This is a genomic window from Methylophilus sp. TWE2, assembly GCF_001183865.1.
GTDB lineage: Bacteria > Pseudomonadota > Gammaproteobacteria > Burkholderiales > Methylophilaceae > Methylophilus.
Genome location: NZ_CP012020.1, coordinates 2135032 through 2155547, shown reverse-complemented (window position 1 = coordinate 2155547; position 20516 = coordinate 2135032). Strand labels below are relative to the sequence as shown.

Below are 20516 nucleotides of genomic sequence, written 5' to 3'. Positions count from 1 at the left end.
ATTAGGAACACAGATGGCCTACAGCATCTTCACCAAAACCGACAACGACCAACTCAAAGAACCCATGTTCTTCGGTCAGCCCGTCAATGTGGCGCGGTATGACCAGCAAAAATATCCCGTGTTCGAGAAGTTGATTGAGAAGCAACTCTCCTTCTTCTGGCGTCCGGAAGAGGTGGATGTGTCGCAAGACCGTGCTGACTACCAGGGCCTGCCCGAGCATGAAAAGCATATTTTCATCAGCAACCTGAAGTATCAGACGCTGCTGGATTCCATCCAGGGCCGTAGCCCGAACGTGGCTTTGCTGCCGCTGGTGTCGCTGCCCGAGCTGGAAACCTGGATTGAAACCTGGGCGTTTTCCGAGACCATCCACTCGCGCTCATACACCCACATCATCCGCAACATCATCAATGACCCTTCCGTCATTTTTGACGACATCGTGCGCAATCAAAACATCACCGCGCGTGCGTCAGATATCGCCCATTATTACGACGAGCTGATTCAGCAGACCATGCTGTATTCGCAGCTGGGCGAGGGCAATCATGTCATCAACGGCGAAACTAAAGTGGTTAACAAGCGCGAGCTGAAAAAGCTGCTTTACCGCTGCCTGATGAACGTCAACATCCTCGAAGCCATCCGCTTTTATGTCAGCTTTGCTTGCTCGTTCGCCTTTGCCGAGCGCAAGGTGATGGAAGGCAACGCCAAAATCATCCGCCTGATTGCGCGTGACGAAGCCCTGCACCTCACCGGCACCCAGCATATTCTCAATATCATGCGCTCAGGGCAAGACGACCCCGAGTTCGCCGAGATCGCTGCCGAGTTGCACACTGAATGTTTTGAGATGTTTAAAACCGCCGCCGAGCAAGAAAAAGAATGGGCAGAATACCTGTTTAAAGATGGCTCAATGATTGGCTTGAATAAAGACATTCTGTGCCAATACGTGGAATACATCACCAACACCCGTATGGCCTCAGTCGGTTTGCCACCAGCATTCCCCAATGCCAAAAACAACCCGATTCCATGGATCAACACCTGGCTGGCCTCAGACACTGTGCAGGTCGCACCGCAAGAAGTAGAATTAAGTTCATACTTGATTGGTCAGATTGATTCCGAGGTTTCGGCCGACGACCTGAACGATTTTGAACTGTAATAAGTGGCTTTGCGGGCAAATTGCAGCGTTGCGCGGTACTCACAACTTCGCCGTACTATCTGTACTGTCTCAGTTGTTGCGTTCCGGGCGCCTTGCACTTTATCCCGCACAGTCACTTATCGATTGTTTCGCTATTAAGCTTGAAAAGACTTTTTTACAGTGATCAGCATCCGCAGCCAGCACAGCCGCTTTAGCCTGCTCCCACAAGAAACCCTGCTCGAAGGTCTGGAACGTACAGGCCACGAAGTAGAGTATCAATGCCGGAGCGGTTTTTGTGGTGCCTGCCGCGTGCGCATGCTCGATGGTGAAGTCGATTACGTTGAACTGCCACTCGCCTTTATCGCCGCCGATGAAATTTTGCCATGCTGCTGCGTGCCAAAATCCGATTTATGGCTAGACTGCGAACTCCGCTTTGACCTGCAAACCGCGCAGATGCAAGACGATATGTTCCCCGCACAGCAATCCTTGTTTGATGAAGACCTGCCAACGGCAGACACGCCCGTGAAAAAACTGCTGCGTAGAAGAGTGGTTAAAAATAACGTGCAGGCTCGCAACCTGTCATTGTTTTGATAAAAGCTCTTTACGCAAGTCATGTGACGTTTTAAATTAGACTCACTAAAACTAGCTTACCCACTCAATCATGAAGATTATTGATATTCAAAAAGCCCAAGCACAGCTTTCAAAATTGGTAGACCAAGCTGTGAATGGTGAGTCTTTCATTATTGCTAAGGCTGGTCAGCCTCTAGTAAAAGTCATCAAGTTAGATGCCACAGTAGCTAACCCTAAGCGTATTGGTTTCATGAGTGGCCAAATCAAGGTTCCCGATGATTTTGACACAATGGGCAAAACAAAAGTGGCTCGTCTTTTCAGCCTATAACAGCTAACCCGCCATTGTTTTTAGCAATAAAAAAAGCGCCTGTAAAAACAAGCGCTTTTGGAGTTCGCAATTACGGGCAGGTTCTTAACGCCAGCCTATCCTCCCCATGTTAGGGGCGTACCCACTGCATTTTTATATGTGGTGTACGTGCTTTCGAGTCTTTAGAAACCATATTGCAGCTGATAATCTCGCAACGCCAATACATCTGGCGGATTTTTTCATCAGCCTCGCTGCGTGTTTTGCCGAATACCTGCAAGTTCTCAACCAGCACACCATTCGCACTACGAATCGTGTACAAAAACTTTCCTGGAACATTCATCATTCAATGTCACCCCGACTTTTGTGCGGTGTAAAACACCATATTTATAGTGATATATCGTTACCATATCAAAGATTTTTAGGGATGTATACATTGTAAAGATGGTTTTTTTATCGTTAATTCAATAATTTAAAGGGTTTTTTGCATAAAACGCATCGGATTTCACTTCTAAGTTGAATTTTTGTGTTGTAGTTAAATGATACTTTTCCCATGTAGCCTAGCAACCTGCACGTGGTTAATCAGTGAAATCCGGTTGCGCGAAACGGCAGTGTTATGTGGGACGCATAAGCGATTGGTAGGTTAAAAATGATTGAGAAAACAAAAGAGCGAAGCTTGTTTACTTGTGAGTTCAAAGCTAGTTTTTTGCATCAGAATCAACGTAATTAAATATGAATTTGCAAGACCTGCCCCCTCGGTCTCTTCACACAAAGGTATGTTTAAATCTATCCTGGTTTATCAAATAACCCAATGGTGTGATACGGCGAATCTTTCTTATCAATATTAATTCCTATCACCAAACAAGTCCTTACATGGTCTGCTTTAAGCCCATTCGCAGCAGCAATATCAAGAAATTCATGACGCCGAGCTTTGTTTTCATTGTTAAATAAAACGATAGCTAATGCGTACTCAGACGACTGAGAAGGTTCATATATAAGCATATTCTTATGCCCTTCCACATGCCAGTTCCTATTGACTACGAAAGTCAACTCTCTAATCGCTTTAACTATTTTTGTCTGGTCGTAAGGGGGGAAGTAATTAAGAATACAACCGATTTCTGCCCAACGAGGGATACCTCTCTCTTCAAGCTTATTGAAAATAGTTTTGAAAAATTCAGATATTTTTGGCTGAGGCTTTGTTATATGTATGCCTTGATCTCTAGACGAATAATATCGATCAAGATCGCTTGACATATTAGTGATATGAAGATCACTTTCTTTATCAACATTTCCCATATCGAATAAAGTAGAAATATAAAAACCCATGTAATCCAACTCATCACCGCGGATGCTATAGCTAGATTCAATTTCAGCTCTTCTAAGTAGATAGTGAATAATTTGTACTGGATGTTCTAGAAAGTCAAAAAGAGTCTCGAAATCAGCAATACTCATTGAGGGACATGGAATGTATTCATCAGGAATCCATCCCGTATTTTCAAAAACCTTCAAATTTGACTGTAATGACGCAAAGTATTCCAGGGAAACTGAGACTCTAATAACTTTATTAATAGTGGTGATATCAACAGGAAGTTTAGCTATCAATGGGTCATTCTGATTTTGGGCGGCACGAAGCTCCTTCAATTTAAGTTCAAATCTATGTGACTGAATCCCAGGCTCAATCAAAATGTCATTAAGATGTCTTTTGATGCGATCTGGAGCACCTCTAAGAGCAACATTTGAAATTTTGTGCGCTTTAGCCTCAATGATAATTGCATACGAATCTATAAATGCAACCAGATCGGTCTCATATTGCACCCCGTCCTGGTTCCATTTCAAACTAGAAACTACTTTCGACTCCGGAAACCTTCTTTTGACTATTTCCTCAATCTTGCCCTCTAAATAATTCGCTCTTCTGTCATGTAATTTGTCTTTGTTAATCGTCTCAATAAGGTTATCAAGTATGTTCAAAACAAAACTGAAAAACAATTGAGGCATGACACAGTAATAACCGCTCGATGTGGATATTACTGGCTTGCGCCATACTGGATTATCTAGAAAAAAATATAACTTATTTTCTTTCTCAAGTTCACCAAGCTCAAATGAAAAATAGTTCAAAAGTTTAGTTAGGCTGCTCGATTCAATTTTTAATTTTTCAATCAGATCTGGCTCATTAATTTTATACATCTCAGATAAGAACAAGTCGTAATGCGTCATAATCCACATGAACGCATTCCTAGGAGGCAATTTAAAAAACTCCAAGTCTTGCCCCTCTATTATATCTTTTCGATCTAATGCGCTGTTTATCTCATGGTATTTATTCAGCATTGACCGTGGTTTTTTAAGCGCTTGGATTTCTCTTAAATTATTCAACCTCTTTGTTAGTTGTTCTTCAATTGTTTCTAAATGCTGTTCAAAAACATCAATTACATTAGATACTGTAAAACCAAATTTGGCCTCAACTTGCGCATCAAAATGACTATAAATCTCCTTGGAAAAAGTAAGCACCTGTTTGTGATAACCCCAATTTCTCACCGTTTGCGTATATCCTCGCACGGCTTCCTGGACATGATGAATTGCCTTATCAATCACTGATGCTTCTAACAATTCTGGACTAATTCTGGAGAATGCATAAGACCTTAATAGATCAGTAATATTGTCCATAATCTGCTGGGTGATATGTGGAAGTGCTGGTAGTTTTCCCATCTCATTGGGTGGAATGCTTAGAGCTAATGCTTGTAGTATTTCTACATGCGCCTGATTGATTTTGATTGGAGCTCCGTTGCTATCTACGCCCCTATCACCAGCTCCGATTGCCAAGCCGTAGGTGGAAAAAAAAGTCACTATAGCAATTGGATCGTGTTTCTTGAAAATCTCAATTATGGATTTCAATGAATCTTCAACTTTAGCTTTGGAGTCCGAGCTAATTTTAATTAGTGCCTGTTTTCTGTCTTTATCCGTCAACCCCTCAAATGGATTGGACAAAAGTTGAATTACAGGAGGTGTAGGGGCTAAATTAATAGGCGCAGTTTCTCTTATGTCTTTTGCCACCCCCTTTTTCTTTTTCTTTCTCGTATCTCGTTTTAACTTGCTGTGTCGGCTCATTTTAAGAACTCACTTTTTATTCTAAGAGGTTTATTTAGATCCATTCTATAGCGTAAATATCAAAACTGCTGCTGAGGGTGAGATAAAACCATGGCAAATGCAGCGCAGCTTTAAAAGCCTTAATTACACAGGTGAGTGGGCTGACCTATTAAAGGTCAATTGAGTATTTTTAAACGTGGTCGCATAAGGCAACGTAGCTAAACGTAGGAGCGAAAACTAGAAACTCTTAATTTGATTAATAATCTGTAGAATTCAACTTCTTGCAGTTGTATTAATCTGTTATGAAGCCTGACTCTACCTCTTCAATCCTGCACCCACATAATCTTCATTGCACTGGCTATGATTTTTCTGTGCTGGTGCAAACACATCCGGCACTTTCTTGTTATGTCCGACCTAACGCCTATGGCGATGATTCAATAGACTTTGCCAACCCGCAAGCCGTGAAAGCTTTAAACCAAGCCTTGCTCAAGCACTATTACGGCGTGGTGGTGTGGGATATTCCAAAGAATTACTTATGTCCGCCTATCCCTGGGCGGGCGGATTATGTGCATTACCTGGCGGATTTATTGGCTGAGAGCAGTATTACTCAACCAGTGCGCTTGCTGGATATTGGTACGGGTGCGAACTTGGTATATCCGCTGATTGCCTCGCATACTTATGGCTGGCAATGTGTGGGCGTGGATATTGATGCAAAAGCTTTGCGTAATGCGCAGCAGATTATTGAGGCGAATGGGTTGCAGCAGCAGATTGGTGTGCGCCAGCAGCCTAACCCCAGCTCGATTTTTAAAGGCGTGATGTTGCCGGGCGAGCAATTCACCGTCACCTTATGTAACCCACCTTTTCATGCATCCGCTGAAGAAGCGTTGGCGGGTACGCAGCGCAAATGGCGCGGATTGGGTAAAAAGCCACCGCAGGCATTGAATTTTGGCGGGCAATCTAATGAATTATTCTGTGAGGGTGGCGAGGCGGCGTTTTTAACCATCATGATCCGTGAGAGCAAGCTGTTTGCCAAGCAGTGTGTGTGGTTTACCACGCTGGTTTCTAAAGCGACTAATCTGCCGCTGGTGTATCGCGAGTTAAAGAAAGTGCAGGCGGTGACGGTGAAAACGGTGGAGATGGCGCAAGGCCAAAAGCAAAGCCGGTTTGTGGCGTGGAGTTTTCAAGCTGTGGCTGCTAAAACGCGCGTGTAATCAACGGCTTAATTTCAATAGGCTCAATCAAGCCTATTCTTCATCTATCACATCGCCTTTAATCGGCGCTTGACCACCTGATCTATTCATAATGGCATCAAACTTTTCATAGTCTGCCAGTTGTTGCCGCACGCTAAAAAACTTGGCGGGTTCAATTGCCTCTTTAACTGGCTTTGTCAAAAGATTTGGGATCAGACCCTCATGCCTACTCGTGCAAGTATCTCCGGTATGTGTTCTGCGGCCACCGGGCGGCTAAACAGATAGCCCTGTATCTGGTCACATTGGCAGTGGGTGAGAAAAGCCAGTTGCTCCTGGGTCTCTACCCCTTCGGCCACCACTGTGAGTTGCAGGATGTGTCCAAGCTGGATGATGGCCCTGACGATCTCTGCACTGTCCTTGTCTTGATGAAGGTCGCGGATGAAGGATTTATCAATCTTGAGTTTGTCTACTGATAGCTGTTTGAGGTATGAGAGGCTGGAATAGCCAGTGCCAAAATCATCAATGGCGAGCTTGACGCCGATGTGTTTGAGCGTGTGCAGGGTGTTGATCACCGATTCTGTGTCCTGAATCAAAATGGACTCTGTCAGCTCGAGTTCAAGGCATTCTGGCGGCAGCCCGAAGTCATGCAGGGCTGCACTGATGGTTTCTACAATGTTGCCATGCCGGAACTGGTGGGAGGATAAATTGACTGCAACCACTAGCCGGGTTTGCCCTTGCTGGTGCCATGCGGCCAGTTGCCGACACGCTTCCCGCAGTACCCACTCACCCATTTGGATAATCAGCCCGCTTTGTTCAGCAATGGGAATAAATTCACATGGGGGGAGCATTTGCCCATCGGCATTTTGCCAGCGGATCAAGGCTTCAATGCCACTTATGCGGCCATCGCATAGGCGTATTTGTGGTTGGTAGTGCAGCAAAAACTCATTGTTTTTAAGTGCGGTGTGCAGGTCGGTTTGAATGCGCATACGTTTCTGGGCGTCGGCATTCATCTGCGTCACAAAAAAGCGGTAGGTGTTGCGGCCACAATCTTTTGCCAGGTATAACGCTGCATCTGCGTTTTTGCGCAGGGTTTCAAAGTCCTTGCCATCGGTTGGATAGAGGCTGATGCCGATACTGAAAGAGGCATGCAGTGTGTTACCGCTCACCTCAAATGGCTCTTGCATGGCGGTGAGAATCTGTTGGGCAGTGCGCGCGACGGTCTCTGCGACTTGTGTGTTGTTAATGAGCAGCACAAATTCGTCACCGCCTTCGCGGCTGAAGATGCACGCCTCAGTCAGCAATCGTTCCAGCCGCCAGACAACTGCGATCAGCAGCGCATCGCCGGTGGCATGACCAAAGCTGTCATTAATCTCTTTGAAGTTGTCCATATCAAGAAACAACATGGCGATGCCGTGATCGCGCTTGTTTGACTGTTGTATGAACTGTTCAAAGCGTTTGCGCAGTAGCAGGCGGTTAGGCAGGCCGGTGAGCGGGTCATGGTGCGCCAGATATTCCAGTTTTTTTTCTGCCTCCCGGTGCTCAGCCTTGATGCGCAGCGACTGAATACCAAAAGCTAAATCATTGGCAAGTTCTTGTAGCAGGGTGACTTCTTCATCCGAAAACGCGTGGGTGTGGGAGGCGTAAATGGTGAGGACACCTATGGCTTGTTTTGCCACTTTTTGTTTTGCTACCTTTTGTTTTGTGATTAGGAGTGGCAAGGCGATGCACGAGAGCAGGCCTTCTTGGCTGGCCATCTCGCCGAGGCTGCTCAATCGGGCTGCACTGGGGTAGTCCTGAATAATTTCTACACGACCGGTTTGAAAGGCTTTCACGGCCAGGCTAATTTCCGGCGTTTGCTGCTCAAGCGCTATCGTTTTTTTATGCGTCTGCGGTTTACCGGCGATGGCAGCAATGCGCAATGGTTGATAAGTGCCATGCTCAGGATAACCCACCCATGAAAGTGCATAGCCACCATACTCAATCACCAGCTGGCAAATGTCATTAAGGAGTTGTTGTTCGTTTTCTGCATGAATGAGCGTCTGATTAGCGCTACTCAGCAAACGCAGTGAACGATTGAGTGTCAGCAACGCTTTTTCGGAATGCTTTTGCTGGGTGATATCACGCAAGATACAGAGCACACCAGAGACCTCGCCGATGGCATCTTTTTCCTGAACCAGGCGGAGCTCTATAATGCGGTCATCCGGCCAGTGGCTCTCAAGAGTACAAGATGTCTCCTGCGCTAAGGTTTGCAAAATCGCATGGTGAATTTTTTCACGTTCTGCTGCCGTGGCAATTTGATCACATTCCAGCAGGGTCTTACCCAGCAGTGCGGATTCTTCTATGCCAAATAACGCTGTGAAAGAGGAGCTGACGTAGCTGTACCTGGCATGCTGGTCAAAGCGGGTAATGTGGTCAGGATGGTTTTCGATGAGCGCGCGTAAACGCTTTTCACTTAATTTGAGTGCGGTGATGTCATGGGCAATCGCCAGGACGCCGATCACGTTGCCCTCACTATCCAGCTCAGGGACGGCACGAATCCTGAGGACCTTGGTGTGAACATTCGGACCATCAGGGAGACGGTCGAGAAAAAAATCAAACTCGGTATCCGTGCCAGTTTCTATGACGCCGAGAATTTTTTCCTGGTAGTGTTGTAAAGCGACCGAACTCGGTCTGAGCGAGCTTGGTGTTTTGCCCTGCAGGTCTTTAGCAGGTTCACCAATCAGGCTGATGGCGGCTGGATTGAGATAAGTGCGCTTGCAATCCCTATCATAATGGATGACAGGCTCATGCAGATAATCAGTCAGCGTGATGAATTTTCTGTCATCAGCAGCCATGGTGGTAACCCCGAGGAATATAGTTTTATTCGTTAAAGAATATCACACAAACTTTGTTGCCTTCACTGGTTATTTAGGGGCGCTGCCAATCATTTTTGAGTTTGCGCACTCGCTTTGATCATCGAGACGAGGTTTAAGAAAATCGTTCATTTGCAATGCTAAAAGTCTTAATTTGGCCCATTTTCAGCAAGTGAGGCAGTCAACGCTGCTGCGCTATTAGGTGGCGTGTGGTTTGTGGGCGATAATGGCGGTCTTTGTTTTAAACGTTATTCTGGAATTCTCCCCATGGAAGTCAAAGTCAATTTTCTCGATAAGCTGCGCCTTGAAGCCAAGTTTGATGACTTTACGGTGATTGCTGACCAGCCTATTCGCTATAAGGGCGATGGCTCTGCACCGGGGCCGTTTGATTATTTTCTGGCTTCATCGGCTTTGTGCGCGGCGTATTTTGTGAAGCTCTATTGCAGCACGCGCAATATCCCGACCGAGAATATCCGCCTGTCGCACAACAATATTGTCAACCCGGAAAACCGTTACAAGCAGATTTTCAAGATACAGATCGAGTTGCCAAGCGATATTTCTGAGAAAGACCGCATTGGCATTTTGCGTTCGATTGACCGCTGTACCGTGAAAAAAGTGGTGCAAGAAGGACCGGACTTTGTCATTGAAGAAGTGGCTAACCTGGATGCCGATGCGCAAGCCTTGTTGACTGTAGATACTTCGGCTGACTCACAAACGTATATCACCGGTAAAGACTTACCTTTAGAACAAACCATCGCCAATATGACCCGCGTATTGGCTGAGCTTGGCATCAAGATCGAGATCGCTTCGTGGCGCAATATCGTGCCTAACGTGTGGTCGCTGCATATCCGCGATGCGCATTCGCCAATGTGCTTCACCAACGGCAAAGGATCAACCAAGGAAAGCGCGCTGGCGTCAGCCTTGGGCGAGTATATCGAGCGGCTGAGTAACAACCATTTTTATGCCGGATCATACTGGGGCGAAGAGATTGCCAATGCCGAATTTGTGCATTACCCGAACGAGCGCTGGTTCAAGCCTGGCCGCAAGGATGCGTTGCCGAAAGAAATACTCGATGAATACACGCTGGCGATTTATAACCCCGATGGCGAGCTGCGTGGTTCACACCTGATAGACACTAACTCGGGCAATGTTCAACGCGGGATCTGTTCGCTGCCGTTTGTGCGTCAGAGTGATGGTGAAACTGTTTACTTCCCGACCAACCTGGTGGAAAACCTGTTTGTGAGCAATGGTATGAGCGCTGGCAATACGCTGGTGGAAGCACAGGTGCAGTGCTTGTCAGAAATCTTTGAACGTGCAGTGAAGCGCGAAATCATTGAAGGCGAAATCGCCTTGCCTGATGTGCCACAGGCAGTGCTGGCGAAATACCCTGGCGTGGTGGCCGGAATTAAGGGCCTGGAAGAGCAGGGTTTCCCGGTATTAGTCAAGGATGCTTCACTGGGCGGGCAATTCCCGGTCATGTGTGTGACCCTGATGAACCCGCGCACCGGCGGTGTATTCGCTTCGTTTGGCGCGCACCCGACCATGGAAGTCGCGCTGGAACGCAGCCTGACCGAATTGCTGCAAGGCCGCAGCTTTGAAGGCTTGAATGATTTGCCGCAACCAACTTTTGCCAGCGAAGCGGTGACCGAGCCGAATAACTTTGTTGAGCATTTTATTGATTCCAGCGGCATTGTGTCGTGGCGTTTTTTCAGCGCCAAATCCGATTACGAGTTTGTGGAATGGGATTTTTCGGGTGAGGGCGAGCATGCAAATGCTGAAGAAGCCGCGACCATGTTTGGCATGCTGGCTGAGATGGGCAAGGAAGCTTATGTCGCCGTCTATGATCAGCTAGGCGCAGTGGCCTGCCGCATTCTGGTGCCGGGGTATTCGGAAGTGTATCCGGTCGAAGACCTGGTGTGGGATAACACCAATAAAGCGCTCTTGTTCCGCGAGGATATTTTAAACCTGCATACGCTGGACGATGATCGACTGGAAGCCTTGCTGGAGCGGTTGGAGAATAACGAGCTCGATGATTACGGTGATATTGCCACCCTGATTGGCATTGAGTTTGACGAAAACACCGATTGGGGTCAGCTCACGGTGATGGAATTAAAACTACTGATTCATCTCGCCTTGCAGCAGTTTGAAGAAGCGCATGACCTGGTGGGCGCCTTTTTGCAATACAACGACAACACGCTGGAACGCGGTTTGTTTTACCAAGCGTTGAATGTGGTGCTCGAAGTCACGCTGGATGATGAACTGGAAATGGCGGATTACGAAACCAACTTTCGTAAAATGTTTGGCGATGCGCGCATGGACGCTGCGTTAGGCGCAGTGGACGGCAGTGTACGCTTCTATGGTTTGACGCCCACCAGCATGAAGCTGGAAGGGCTGGACAGGCATCACCGCCTGATAGACAGCTACAGGAAGCTGCATACGGCCAGGGCTAAATGGGCTGCAATATAGGCCTGGCGAGATAAACAGCGAGTAATTCGTTATCCATCAGACAAGTTTAAAGCCACAGTGTATAAATGCTGTGGCTTTATGTTTTTTGGTACAACCGATTCTCTTTAATATACTGCCAAACCCGTGGCGGGATGTCCGTGATCGTCATTTCGCCGTTTTGGCTCAGTTGCTCGCGGATGCGTGTTGAGGAAATATCTGGCGGTGCCTGGGTTAAAAAGCTGATTAGCCCATTTGCTTGCGCAGCAAATGCTTGTGGGGCTGTGGCGATATCAACCAGTTTTCCTTCGTGCTGTGGATGCAAGGTTAAGGTTTTTTCCTTATCGGCCCGGTGTACAACGAGCAGGTGGCAGTAGTTCAGTAACTCCAGCCAGCGGTGCCAGGTGGGTAGTTTGGCGTAACTGTCCTGGCCCATGATCAGGCATAAGGCCTGGTCAGGAAAACGGGTACGCAACAGGTGTAAGGTTTCTATGGTATACGAAGGACCCTGGCGGTCCAGCTCGCAGGTATCGAGCACAAGTTTTGGCTGGTCTTGTATCGCCAGCTTCACCATTTCTGCCCGGTGTTGCGCGGTGACGGCAGGCGTTTCTTTATGTGGCGGCACGGCGGCTGGAATCACACGGATTTGCGTGCAGTGCAGGGTATCGAGCACCGTCTCGGCCAGCACCAAATGCCCTTTGTGGATGGGGTTGAAGGTGCCGCCAAAAATCCCGATCACTTCCATATTTCAGTCATTCTTTGAGCGCATCGCGGCAATCATTAAATTGCATCAATTGAGTGTCAGTGCTTTGTATTGAGAGCGGGCACGCACGGAGCGCAGGAACCGCAGTGTACATTGTAGTACATGAGGATTTCGAGCACCGCGAAACCACGTGATGTGCCCAATTCATGCAATTTATGCTCGAACGTGGCCGTCACCTAGAACGACATATTTGAGTGACGTCAGTCCTTCCAGGCCTACCGGACCGCGTGCATGCAACTTGTCAGTAGAAATACCGATTTCTGCACCAAAGCCATATTCAAAGCCGTCAGCAAAGCGGGTAGAGGCGTTGACCATGACGCTGCTGGAATCCACTTCGCGCAGGAACTGGCGTGCCTTGGTGTAGTTTTCAGTCACAATGGCTTCAGTGTGCTGGCTGGAATACTTGTTGATGTGCTCAATCGCTTCATCCAGGCCACTGACCACCTTGCACGAGATAATCGAATCCAGGTATTCGGTGTAATAGTCTTCCTCGGTCGCCGCTTTGGCTTGTGGCACGATGGCGCGGGTTTCGTCACAGCCGCGGATTTCCACGCCTTTGCTGAGTAGCATGTCGGCCAGTTTAGGCAGGGCGGTTTTGGCAATGCTACGGGCCACCAGCAGGGATTCTGCCGTGTTGCAGGTGCCCAGGCGCTGGGTTTTGGCATTCTCAAGAATGCGCACGGCTTTATCCAGGTCGGCTTCGTCATCCACATACACATGGCAGTTCCCGTCCAGGTGCTTGATGACTGGAATACGGGCGTCGTTGCTGATGCGCTCGATCAGGCCTTTGCCACCGCGTGGCACGATCACATCGACGTATTGCTTCATGGTGATCAGTTCACCCACGGCAGCGCGGTCTGTCGTTTCCACCACGAGCACGGCGGCTTGTGGCAAGCCCGCTTGTTGCAAACCCTGATGTACGAGTTTGGCCAGCGCCTGGTTGCAGTGGATGGCCTCGGAGCCACCACGCAGGATACAGGCGTTGCCGGATTTGATGCACAGGCCAGCGGCGTCCACGGTCACGTTAGGGCGGGCTTCGTAAATAATGCCGATCACGCCCAGTGGCACGCGCATCTGGCCGATCTGGATACCGGAAGGGCGGTATTTGAAGTTGCTCATTTCGCCGATGGGGTCTGGCAGGCTGGCAATTTGCTCCAGGCCTTCTGCCATGGTGGCGACGGATTTTTCGCTCAAGGCCAGGCGGTCCAGCATGGCAGCTTCCATGCCATTGGCTTTGGCGGCGTCCATGTCTTGCTGGTTAGCCGCTAGTAGTGCTTTTTCATGCTGGCGGATCAGGGCAGCAATATTGCGCAAGGCCTGGTTCTTGGTGTTGGTGTCGGCTTTTGCCATCAAACGGGAAGCGGCACGTGCCTGCTCGCCCAGTTGTTTCATATAATTTTGAATGTCCATAACTTCTTATTCTATCCTAAACCCGATGTGGCCCAAATTGTCTGAGTGTTAACGCGCCCTGGCCCTGGCAGATTTGTTGGCTGCCATGCGCGCAATGCCGCTGCAGAGGCGGGAGAGCTCAAGCCAGGCATCGCCATCGCCTACGCCTTTTGCCATGCGGTCTATGTCTGACAATTTTTGCAAAGCAGCTTCGATATGTTTTTGCGGTAAAAATTCCAATGCGCGTTTCACCAGTATCTGGCGGTCACCAAATAACCGGGCCTGGCTCATGGCAGCTTGCGCGGCCAGGCCGTTTTGCATGGCGAGGCGTACCTGCAAGAGCGGGCGGAATAACCAGACCAGCGGGTTCATGACGGCGACGGCGGTTTCGCCTTCTTCACGCAGGCCTTCAATGATGCGCATGACCCTGCTCTGGTCGCCTTGCAGCATGGCTTCACCCAGCTGCGAGACATCGAAACGCGCCACATTGAGTACGCATAGCCTGATGGCATCTTCAGACAAGGGGCCTGGCGGATAGAGCAGGCCCAGCTTTTGGATTTCCTGATGCGCGGCGAGTAAATTACCTTCCACCTGTTCGGCAATAAAACGGCGCGAAGCTTCATCTGCCGTTTGCTGTTGCATGGCCAGGCGTTGCGCAATCCACTCCGGTAATTGCGCCAGTGGCACCTGGTTGAGCACCAGTAACACGCCATGCTGTGACAGCGCTTCATACCAGGCGCTGCTGGTCATGTCGCGGTCTGGCGCGGGCAGGGTGATGATAGTCGTGGTATCAGCGGCAGGCAGTTCAGCCAGTTGTTGCAAGGCTTTGGCGCCCTCCACGCCGGGTTTGCCAGTGGGAATATTGATTTCGAGGATACGTTGCTCGGCAAACAGCGAAAAGCTTTGCAGGAACTGGGTGACTTGTCCCCAATTAAAGTAGCGTTCTACCGTAAAACTGGCGCGCTCCTGGGCACCCTGCTGGCGCGCCGCGGCACGAATCTGGTCTAGAGCTTCGGTGATGGAGAGCGGCTCGTCACCCGCCAGCACAAACAAGTGTTGTCTCGGCGGCAGGTGTTGAGCCAGTTGCGCTGCCTGGATGCGCATGTTTATTGCGGCGCTTTTTTCAGCGCAGAGAGGCGACGCAGAATGCCATTGAGCACATCGGTTTGCATGCTCTCTGTCAGCAGCTTTTGTTCGGCTTGTTTGGCCAGCAAGTTGGCGTCGTTATAGGTATAGTCACGACGGCCTTCCATGATCAGGGGTAAGGCCCACACGGCTTCTTCAGTCATTTTGGTACGGTATTGCACGCGATAGTACAGTTCGTATTCCCGCACCACACCGGTACCGCTTAAAGACAGAATGCGCTGTTCGTTTTCTTCCTTAAGCAGCTCCAGTTGCAGTTCAGCATCTTGAGGATCTGCAACCACTTTGACCCCTTGCTCGGTCAGTGCGGTTTGGAGTGCCTTGTTGATCTGCGTTGTGCCTTTAATGTGAATGGTTTTAAACGCAATGGGCGACGGTTGACGTAAATGGAAACCGCAAGCAGTGAGCATGACTGACAATGCCAGCATGCTCAACCAGACAGCCAGACTCTTATGCTTGAGTATTCGCAGCAACGTTCGCTCCTTAGTTTAAGCCACCACAATATTAATCAGCTTGTTAGGCACCACAATGATTTTCTTCACACTGCCTTCATTGAGAAATTTCTGTACAAAGTCCTGGTTGACGGCGGTGGCTTCAATCTGTTCTTTGGCCATGCTTTTGGGGATGCTGATGCTACCGCGCAATTTGCCGTTGACCTGCACCACGTATTCGACTTCATCCTGCACCAAGGCAGAGTTGGCCGGTTCTGGCCATTTGGCAGTCAGGATATCCGTGCCCAATTTCAGGCTTTGCCACATGACTTGTGTGATATGTGGCGCAATCGGTGACAGCACGCGCAGCAGGATGCTGTAACCTTCAAAGGCCACGGCTTGCCAGTCTTTTTCAGCTTCTTTCTGCACTTTTTCCAGCGTGTTGAGGATTTTCATGCATGCAGAAGCGACCGTGTTGAATTGCAGCTTGGCCAAGTCAATGTTGGCTTGTTTGAGCACGCTGTGGATTTCACGCCTGTGATTGGCGAGTTCGCCCGTGAGCTTGGTTGGCATATCGGCTGGTTGAATGTCTGCCAAGGCGTAGCCAAAATTCCATACACGTTTCAGGAAGCGGTGTGAACCTTCCACGCCACTGTCTGACCACTCCAGGGTTTGCTCTGGCGGCGCGGCAAACATCATGAAGAAACGGGCGGTATCGGCACCGTATTGCTCGATAAGTGATTGCGGATCTACGCCGTTACGCTTGGACTTGGACATGGTACCTATGCCCTGGTAATCAATGGCTGAGCCATCGGCTACCAGTTTGGCACCCGTGATTTTGCCGTTTTCGTCTTGTACCAGTTGCACTTCTTCCGGCGCAAAGTATTCAATGCCGCCTTTGGCGGTACGACGTGAAAAAATATGGTTGAGCACCATGCCTTGCGTCAGCAGGTTGGCGAATGGTTCGTCGTAGTTGACAAGGCCCAGGTCGCGCATGACCTTGCTCCAGAAGCGGGAGTAGAGCAGATGCAAAATGGCGTGTTCAATACCGCCAATATACTGGTCTACTGGCATCCAGTGGTTGGTTTGTGCATCGACCATGGCAGTGTCGCTAAAGCCTGAGGCATAGCGCGCGTAGTACCAGCTGGAATCCACAAAGGTATCCATGGTGTCAGTTTCACGCTTGGCTGGCTTGCCGCACTTGGGGCAGGCACAGTTCAAGAAGTCCTGGCGCTTGTTGAGCGGATTGCCTGAGCCATCCGGCACGCAGTCTTCCGGCAATTTGACTGGCAGCTGATCATCAGGGACCGGTACATCGCCACAGTCATCGCAGTGAATAATCGGAATCGGGCAGCCCCAGTAACGCTGACGGGACACTCCCCAGTCGCGCAGGCGCCAGTTGGTCTGCTTGCCGCCCAGATTTTTTTCTGCCAGATCAGCAGCCACAGCCTCAACTGCTTCAGCGTAGTTCAGGTCATTGTATTTGCCGGAATGGATGCACACGCCTTTGGTTTTGTCGCCGTACCACTCTTGCCAGCCAGCGAGGTCAAACTCCTGGCCGACCACGCTAATCACTTGTTTGATCGGCAAGTTGTATTTCTTGGCAAAGCCAAAATCACGCTCATCGTGCGCAGGCACGGCCATCACGGCACCTTCGCCGTAGGTCATGAGCACATAGTTGCCCACCCAGACAGGCACTTGCTCACCTGTGATCGGGTGCGCAACGGTCAGGCCTGTGTCCATGCCTTCTTTTTCCATGGTCGCCATGTCGGCTTCCATGACTGAGCCTTGCTTGCATTTTTCAATAAAGGCTTGTAGCGCCGGGTTGTTTTGCGCCGCATGCGTGGAGAGCGGATGCTCAGCGGCCACCGCACAGAAAGTGACGCCCATGATGGTGTCGGCACGCGTGGTGAATACCCACAGTTTGCCGTCATCAATTAACTGGTTGTCACTGTTTTTGATATCGTGCGTAAAGGCAAAGCGCACACCCACGCTCTTGCCTATCCAGTTGGCCTGCATGGTTTTCACACGCTCTGGCCAACCTGGTAGTTTGTCCAGGTCATCCAGCAGTTGCTGGGCGTAACCAGTGATGTTGAGATAGTAGCCGGGGATTTCACGTTTTTCGACCACGGCGCCCGTCCGCCAGCCACGGCCATCAATCACCTGCTCGTTGGCGAGTACTGTCTGGTCTACTGGATCCCAGTTCACGACCTGGGTTTTTTTGTAGGCAATGCCTTTTTCCAGCATGCGTAAAAATAGCCATTGGTTCCACTTGTAGTAATCAGGCTGGCAGGTGGCCAGCTCACGGCTCCAGTCGATGGCAAACCCCAGCGATTTAAGCTGCTTGCGCATATAGGCAATGTTGTCATATGTCCATTGCGCGGGCGGCACGCTGTTCTGGATAGCCGCATTTTCAGCAGGCAGGCCAAACGCATCCCAGCCCATGGGCTGCAACACATTAAAGCCTTTCATGTGGTGGTAGCGGCTTAACACGTCACCAATGGTGTAGTTGCGTACATGCCCCATATGCAGTTTTCCACTAGGGTAGGGGAACATGGACAGGCAATAGTATTTGGGTTTGTTGCTATCAGTCTTGGCCTGAAAGCTGAGATTCGACTCCCAATGTTGTTGTGCCTGTTGTTCGACTTCTTTGAATGGATACTGCTGTTGCATGTGCTTGGCTTGAACGTAACTAAATAGAAGCCTTGATTATACCCGAGAACGCATGGGCATGTTTTGAGTTAACCGTCACTCTAGGAAGGATTCACGCGATTGGTGGTTGATATGCTGCAATCGGCATAAGTGTGGTTGATATCAACCCGCCATCAACCCGCCTTGAGAGTTGATTAATATATTCATAAATATAATTTGTTTTAATTAAAACAGTAAGATAAATATTACTGCGATAGCTTTGGCACCAATGTTGCTGGTGATTGTGCGTTTTTTGATAACAACAAGGACAGAAGAGGGTGTACGCATGAAAAAACAAAGCATATTGATGGCAACCGTATTGGCGTTTAATCCAGCCATGGAGGTGTTTGCTGAGGAAAAAGAGCGGCAGGATGCCACGCTGGATGTGCCGCCGGTAATGGTGAAAGGTATCTTGCCGGATAGATTGGAATCGGTGCCGGGTTCATACTATCTCGTTGATGAAAAAGCGTTAGAGGAACGTCGGCCGTTTTCTGTACAGGAAGCATTAAACAATGTCCCTGGCGTGAACGTAGTGGGGGAAAATACATTTGGCCTGGGTGTGAATATTGGTATTCGAGGCTTGAACCCAAGACGGACTGCCCGTACGTTGTTGATGGAAGATGGTATGCCTCTGTTTTTGGCACCGTACGGCGACCCTGCCGCGCATTACACCACACCACTTGAGCGTGTGCAGCGCATTGAGGTTGTTAAAGGATCTGGCCAGATTTTATACGGCCCGCAAACGGTAGGCGGTATGATCAATTTTGTGACCCGGCCAGTGCCAACGGATGGTCAAGTACATGGCAATGTTCAAGCGACAGTTGGTAACAATGACTTTACCAGTCTCTATGGCACGATTGGCGCTGGTGACGAGCGCGGTGGCCTGATGATTGATGCCTTGCATAAGAAAGGCGATGGTATTCGTGACAATCACGACTTTGAGATTCAGGAATACACCGCCAAGGGCCAATTAAACCTCTCAGACAGGCATACGTTGATTGCCAAGGCTAGTTATTTCCGCGAGGATTCGCATGTCTCAGAAACCGGTTTGGGACTAGTGGAATATAACGAGAACAAGTATCAGGCGCCAACGGGTGACCGTGATGTTTTTCAGCATGAACGTAAAACATTTCAGTTACAGCATCTTTTTCAAATCAATCAACAGGTCAAACTCTCTACGCAAGCTTACTATGCTGATTCTGAGCGAGCCTCATTCAGGCAAATAAACGCGCCGGGCACATCAGCCGTTCCTGGCAGATCAGAGCTTGATCGCTGTGGTACATCTGCAACTGTTGCAAACTCTATTTCTTGTGGTGGACGCTGGCGCCCGCGTGATTTTGAATACTGGGGGATTGAACCCAGGCTTGATATCCAACATAGTCTTTTTGGGATAGAAAGTAATGCCGTTATTGGTTTTAGATACCACAGAGAAGATATTGAGCGTAATCAGTATCGAGGTGCAGACCCACGATTCCAAAGCCTGTCATTCGCTAAAACATTTGAAAATGTGAATGGCGGAACAGGGCATCGCGAACAGATTTTTACCAATGTTGAAGCTAAGTCTTATTATGCACAGAACACTTTTTATGCCGGAGACTGGACCTTTACGCCTGGTTTGAGATTCGAAGATATTCGCATCAAAACCGATATTAGACGCGCCGAAGGGCAGCCACAAAACAACCCGCAATCAGACGCTACCAACAACCAGAGCAAGCTATTGCCGGGCTTTGGCTTGACTTGGAACGGTATTCAAAACACCACTGTATTTGCCGGCGTGCACAAAGGGTTTGCGCCACCGAGACCTGACCGTGATATTTTTGCCCCGGGCGGTGCGAATACCGCGGTTGCCGTGAATACAAAGCCTGAAGAAAGCACCAACTGGGAGCTTGGCTTTCGTTCCAACTATTTCAAAGGTGTCACACTTGAATCGACCTTGTTCCACACCGTATTTGAAGACATCGTGGTTGCAGGCCCCACACAAGGATCATTCATTAACGGTGGTGAGTCGCAACAATCCGGTATTGAGTTTGCAGGTAGAGTAGATTTTGGAAAAATTTTAGAGACCAGTCATAACATCTATATTTCAGGGTCCTACACTAACTTGTTTACCGCCAAATTTAAGAAAACGAATGCGGGCGCTGATATTTTCAGTGGAGACCGCTTGCCATACGCACCTAAACATTTGGCATCCATTAATTTCGGCTATCAGCATCCAGTCGGGTTGGATGCACGTATTGGAGTGGATTATGTCAGTGAACAGCAGGAAGATGTCGCTTTCAGGGCCGGGCGACCAGAGGCGATTGATTATGATGGGAGTGGTGTCTCAGGCGTTCTTGCAGGTGTGACAGGCAAGATTCCATCCTATGCACTGATTAATGCAACGGTGAATTACAAGCCTGTAGGAAGTAATCTGACTTACTTTGCCAGTGCCTACAATCTGGGTGATCGTGAGTATCTGGCCAGCCGCGTGGACGGGATGGTGGCAGGACGTCAGCGTCAGGTCTTTGCTGGTATTCGCTACGACTTCTAACGCG

General features: G+C 49.1%; 16 protein-coding genes. 7 read left to right on the top strand and 9 right to left on the bottom strand.

Translation table 11 applies throughout. The annotated features are described in order from the left end of the window. The first annotated feature begins 13 nt into the window (after window positions 1-13). From nrdB to ACJ67_RS10185, 3 genes are all read left to right on the top strand, one after another. Window positions 14-1147 (top strand): class Ia ribonucleoside-diphosphate reductase subunit beta, encoded by a 1134-nt coding sequence (gene nrdB, locus ACJ67_RS10195; protein ID WP_049638983.1) that lies wholly within the window; start codon window positions 14-16, stop codon window positions 1145-1147. A gap of 159 nt (window positions 1148-1306) precedes the next feature. Next, the gene (gene yfaE, locus ACJ67_RS10190; RefSeq protein WP_049638982.1) at window positions 1307-1717 is read left to right on the top strand and encodes a class I ribonucleotide reductase maintenance protein YfaE; all 411 of its coding nucleotides are present in this window, start codon (window positions 1307-1309) and stop codon (window positions 1715-1717) included. A 70-nt stretch (window positions 1718-1787) separates the two neighbouring features. Continuing rightward, window positions 1788-2024, top strand: a complete 237-nt coding sequence (locus tag ACJ67_RS10185) for a type II toxin-antitoxin system Phd/YefM family antitoxin (RefSeq protein WP_049638981.1) — start codon at window positions 1788-1790, stop codon at window positions 2022-2024. A gap of 109 nt (window positions 2025-2133) precedes the next feature. On the opposite strand, the gene ACJ67_RS10180 is transcribed toward ACJ67_RS10185, so the two are convergent. Next, a complete protein-coding gene (locus ACJ67_RS10180) occupies window positions 2134-2346 on the bottom strand; it encodes a hypothetical protein (RefSeq protein WP_231587146.1) in 213 nt (70 codons plus the stop codon). A gap of 440 nt (window positions 2347-2786) precedes the next feature. After that, entirely contained in the window at window positions 2787-5102 is a 2316-nt protein-coding gene (locus tag ACJ67_RS10175; RefSeq protein ID WP_197080600.1) for a hypothetical protein, read from the bottom strand. Window positions 5103-5160: 58 nt separating this feature from the next. On the opposite strand from ACJ67_RS10175, the gene ACJ67_RS15215 reads away from it, so the two are divergent. Together ACJ67_RS15215 and rlmF are read left to right on the top strand one after the other, a co-directional pair. Beyond that, a complete protein-coding gene (locus ACJ67_RS15215) occupies window positions 5161-5265 on the top strand; it encodes a DUF4113 domain-containing protein (RefSeq protein ID WP_156171709.1) in 105 nt (34 codons plus the stop codon). Window positions 5266-5383: 118 nt separating this feature from the next. Next, on the top strand, window positions 5384-6292 hold the full coding sequence (gene rlmF, locus ACJ67_RS10170; RefSeq protein WP_049638980.1) for a 23S rRNA (adenine(1618)-N(6))-methyltransferase RlmF: 909 nt from the start codon (window positions 5384-5386) through the stop codon (window positions 6290-6292). Window positions 6293-6325: 33 nt separating this feature from the next. Here the strand turns inward: rlmF and ACJ67_RS14850 are convergent, their stop codons facing one another. Both ACJ67_RS14850 and ACJ67_RS14520 read right to left on the bottom strand, forming a co-directional pair. Then, window positions 6326-6472, bottom strand: a complete 147-nt coding sequence (locus ACJ67_RS14850) for a hypothetical protein (protein WP_156171671.1) — start codon at window positions 6470-6472, stop codon at window positions 6326-6328. 11 nt (window positions 6473-6483) lie between these two features. After that, window positions 6484-9105 carry an EAL domain-containing protein gene (locus ACJ67_RS14520; RefSeq protein WP_053092894.1) on the bottom strand — a complete coding sequence of 874 codons (2622 nt, stop codon included), beginning with the start codon at window positions 9103-9105 and terminating at the stop codon, window positions 6484-6486. Window positions 9106-9390: 285 nt separating this feature from the next. Between ACJ67_RS14520 and ACJ67_RS10160 the strand changes: the two genes are divergently transcribed. Further along, window positions 9391-11589 (top strand): OsmC domain/YcaO domain-containing protein, encoded by a 2199-nt coding sequence (locus ACJ67_RS10160; protein WP_049638979.1) that lies wholly within the window; start codon window positions 9391-9393, stop codon window positions 11587-11589. 76 nt (window positions 11590-11665) lie between these two features. Here the strand turns inward: ACJ67_RS10160 and nadD are convergent, their stop codons facing one another. The 5 genes from nadD to leuS form a co-directional block, all read right to left on the bottom strand. Further along, window positions 11666-12310 carry a nicotinate-nucleotide adenylyltransferase gene (gene nadD, locus ACJ67_RS10155; protein ID WP_049638978.1) on the bottom strand — a complete coding sequence of 215 codons (645 nt, stop codon included), beginning with the start codon at window positions 12308-12310 and terminating at the stop codon, window positions 11666-11668. 171 nt (window positions 12311-12481) lie between these two features. Beyond that, window positions 12482-13738, bottom strand: a complete 1257-nt coding sequence (locus ACJ67_RS10150) for a glutamate-5-semialdehyde dehydrogenase (RefSeq protein ID WP_049638977.1) — start codon at window positions 13736-13738, stop codon at window positions 12482-12484. 48 nt (window positions 13739-13786) lie between these two features. Further along, a complete protein-coding gene (gene holA, locus ACJ67_RS10145) occupies window positions 13787-14821 on the bottom strand; it encodes a DNA polymerase III subunit delta (protein ID WP_049638976.1) in 1035 nt (344 codons plus the stop codon). 2 nt (window positions 14822-14823) lie between these two features. Beyond that, a complete protein-coding gene (gene lptE / locus ACJ67_RS10140; RefSeq protein ID WP_156171670.1) occupies window positions 14824-15333 on the bottom strand; it encodes an LPS assembly lipoprotein LptE in 510 nt (169 codons plus the stop codon). A 15-nt stretch (window positions 15334-15348) separates the two neighbouring features. After that, window positions 15349-17964 carry a leucine--tRNA ligase gene (leuS, locus tag ACJ67_RS10135; RefSeq protein WP_049638974.1) on the bottom strand — a complete coding sequence of 872 codons (2616 nt, stop codon included), beginning with the start codon at window positions 17962-17964 and terminating at the stop codon, window positions 15349-15351. 304 nt (window positions 17965-18268) lie between these two features. Between leuS and ACJ67_RS10130 the strand changes: the two genes are divergently transcribed. After that, entirely contained in the window at window positions 18269-20512 is a 2244-nt protein-coding gene (locus ACJ67_RS10130; protein ID WP_049639871.1) for a TonB-dependent receptor domain-containing protein, read from the top strand. Window positions 20513-20516 lie beyond the last annotated feature (4 nt).

What these genes read in the sequence shown, in the direction of transcription:
- holA (WP_049638976.1), bottom strand. Translation starts at nt 14,821, where the DNA reads ATGCGCATCCAGGCAGCGCAACTGGCTCAACACCTGCCGCCGAGACAA.
- ACJ67_RS14520 (WP_053092894.1), bottom strand. Translation starts at nt 9,105, where the DNA reads ATGGCTGCTGATGACAGAAAATTCATCACGCTGACTGATTATCTGCAT.
- ACJ67_RS10185 (WP_049638981.1), top strand. Translation starts at nt 1,788, where the DNA reads ATGAAGATTATTGATATTCAAAAAGCCCAAGCACAGCTTTCAAAATTG.
- ACJ67_RS10160 (WP_049638979.1), top strand. Translation starts at nt 9,391, where the DNA reads ATGGAAGTCAAAGTCAATTTTCTCGATAAGCTGCGCCTTGAAGCCAAG.
- ACJ67_RS10180 (WP_231587146.1), bottom strand. Translation starts at nt 2,346, where the DNA reads ATGATGAATGTTCCAGGAAAGTTTTTGTACACGATTCGTAGTGCGAAT.
- ACJ67_RS10130 (WP_049639871.1), top strand. Translation starts at nt 18,269, where the DNA reads ATGAAAAAACAAAGCATATTGATGGCAACCGTATTGGCGTTTAATCCA.
- rlmF (WP_049638980.1), top strand. Translation starts at nt 5,384, where the DNA reads ATGAAGCCTGACTCTACCTCTTCAATCCTGCACCCACATAATCTTCAT.
- ACJ67_RS10175 (WP_197080600.1), bottom strand. Translation starts at nt 5,102, where the DNA reads ATGAGCCGACACAGCAAGTTAAAACGAGATACGAGAAAGAAAAAGAAA.
- leuS (WP_049638974.1), bottom strand. Translation starts at nt 17,964, where the DNA reads ATGCAACAGCAGTATCCATTCAAAGAAGTCGAACAACAGGCACAACAA.
- nadD (WP_049638978.1), bottom strand. Translation starts at nt 12,310, where the DNA reads ATGGAAGTGATCGGGATTTTTGGCGGCACCTTCAACCCCATCCACAAA.
- nrdB (WP_049638983.1), top strand. Translation starts at nt 14, where the DNA reads ATGGCCTACAGCATCTTCACCAAAACCGACAACGACCAACTCAAAGAA.
- ACJ67_RS10150 (WP_049638977.1), bottom strand. Translation starts at nt 13,738, where the DNA reads ATGGACATTCAAAATTATATGAAACAACTGGGCGAGCAGGCACGTGCC.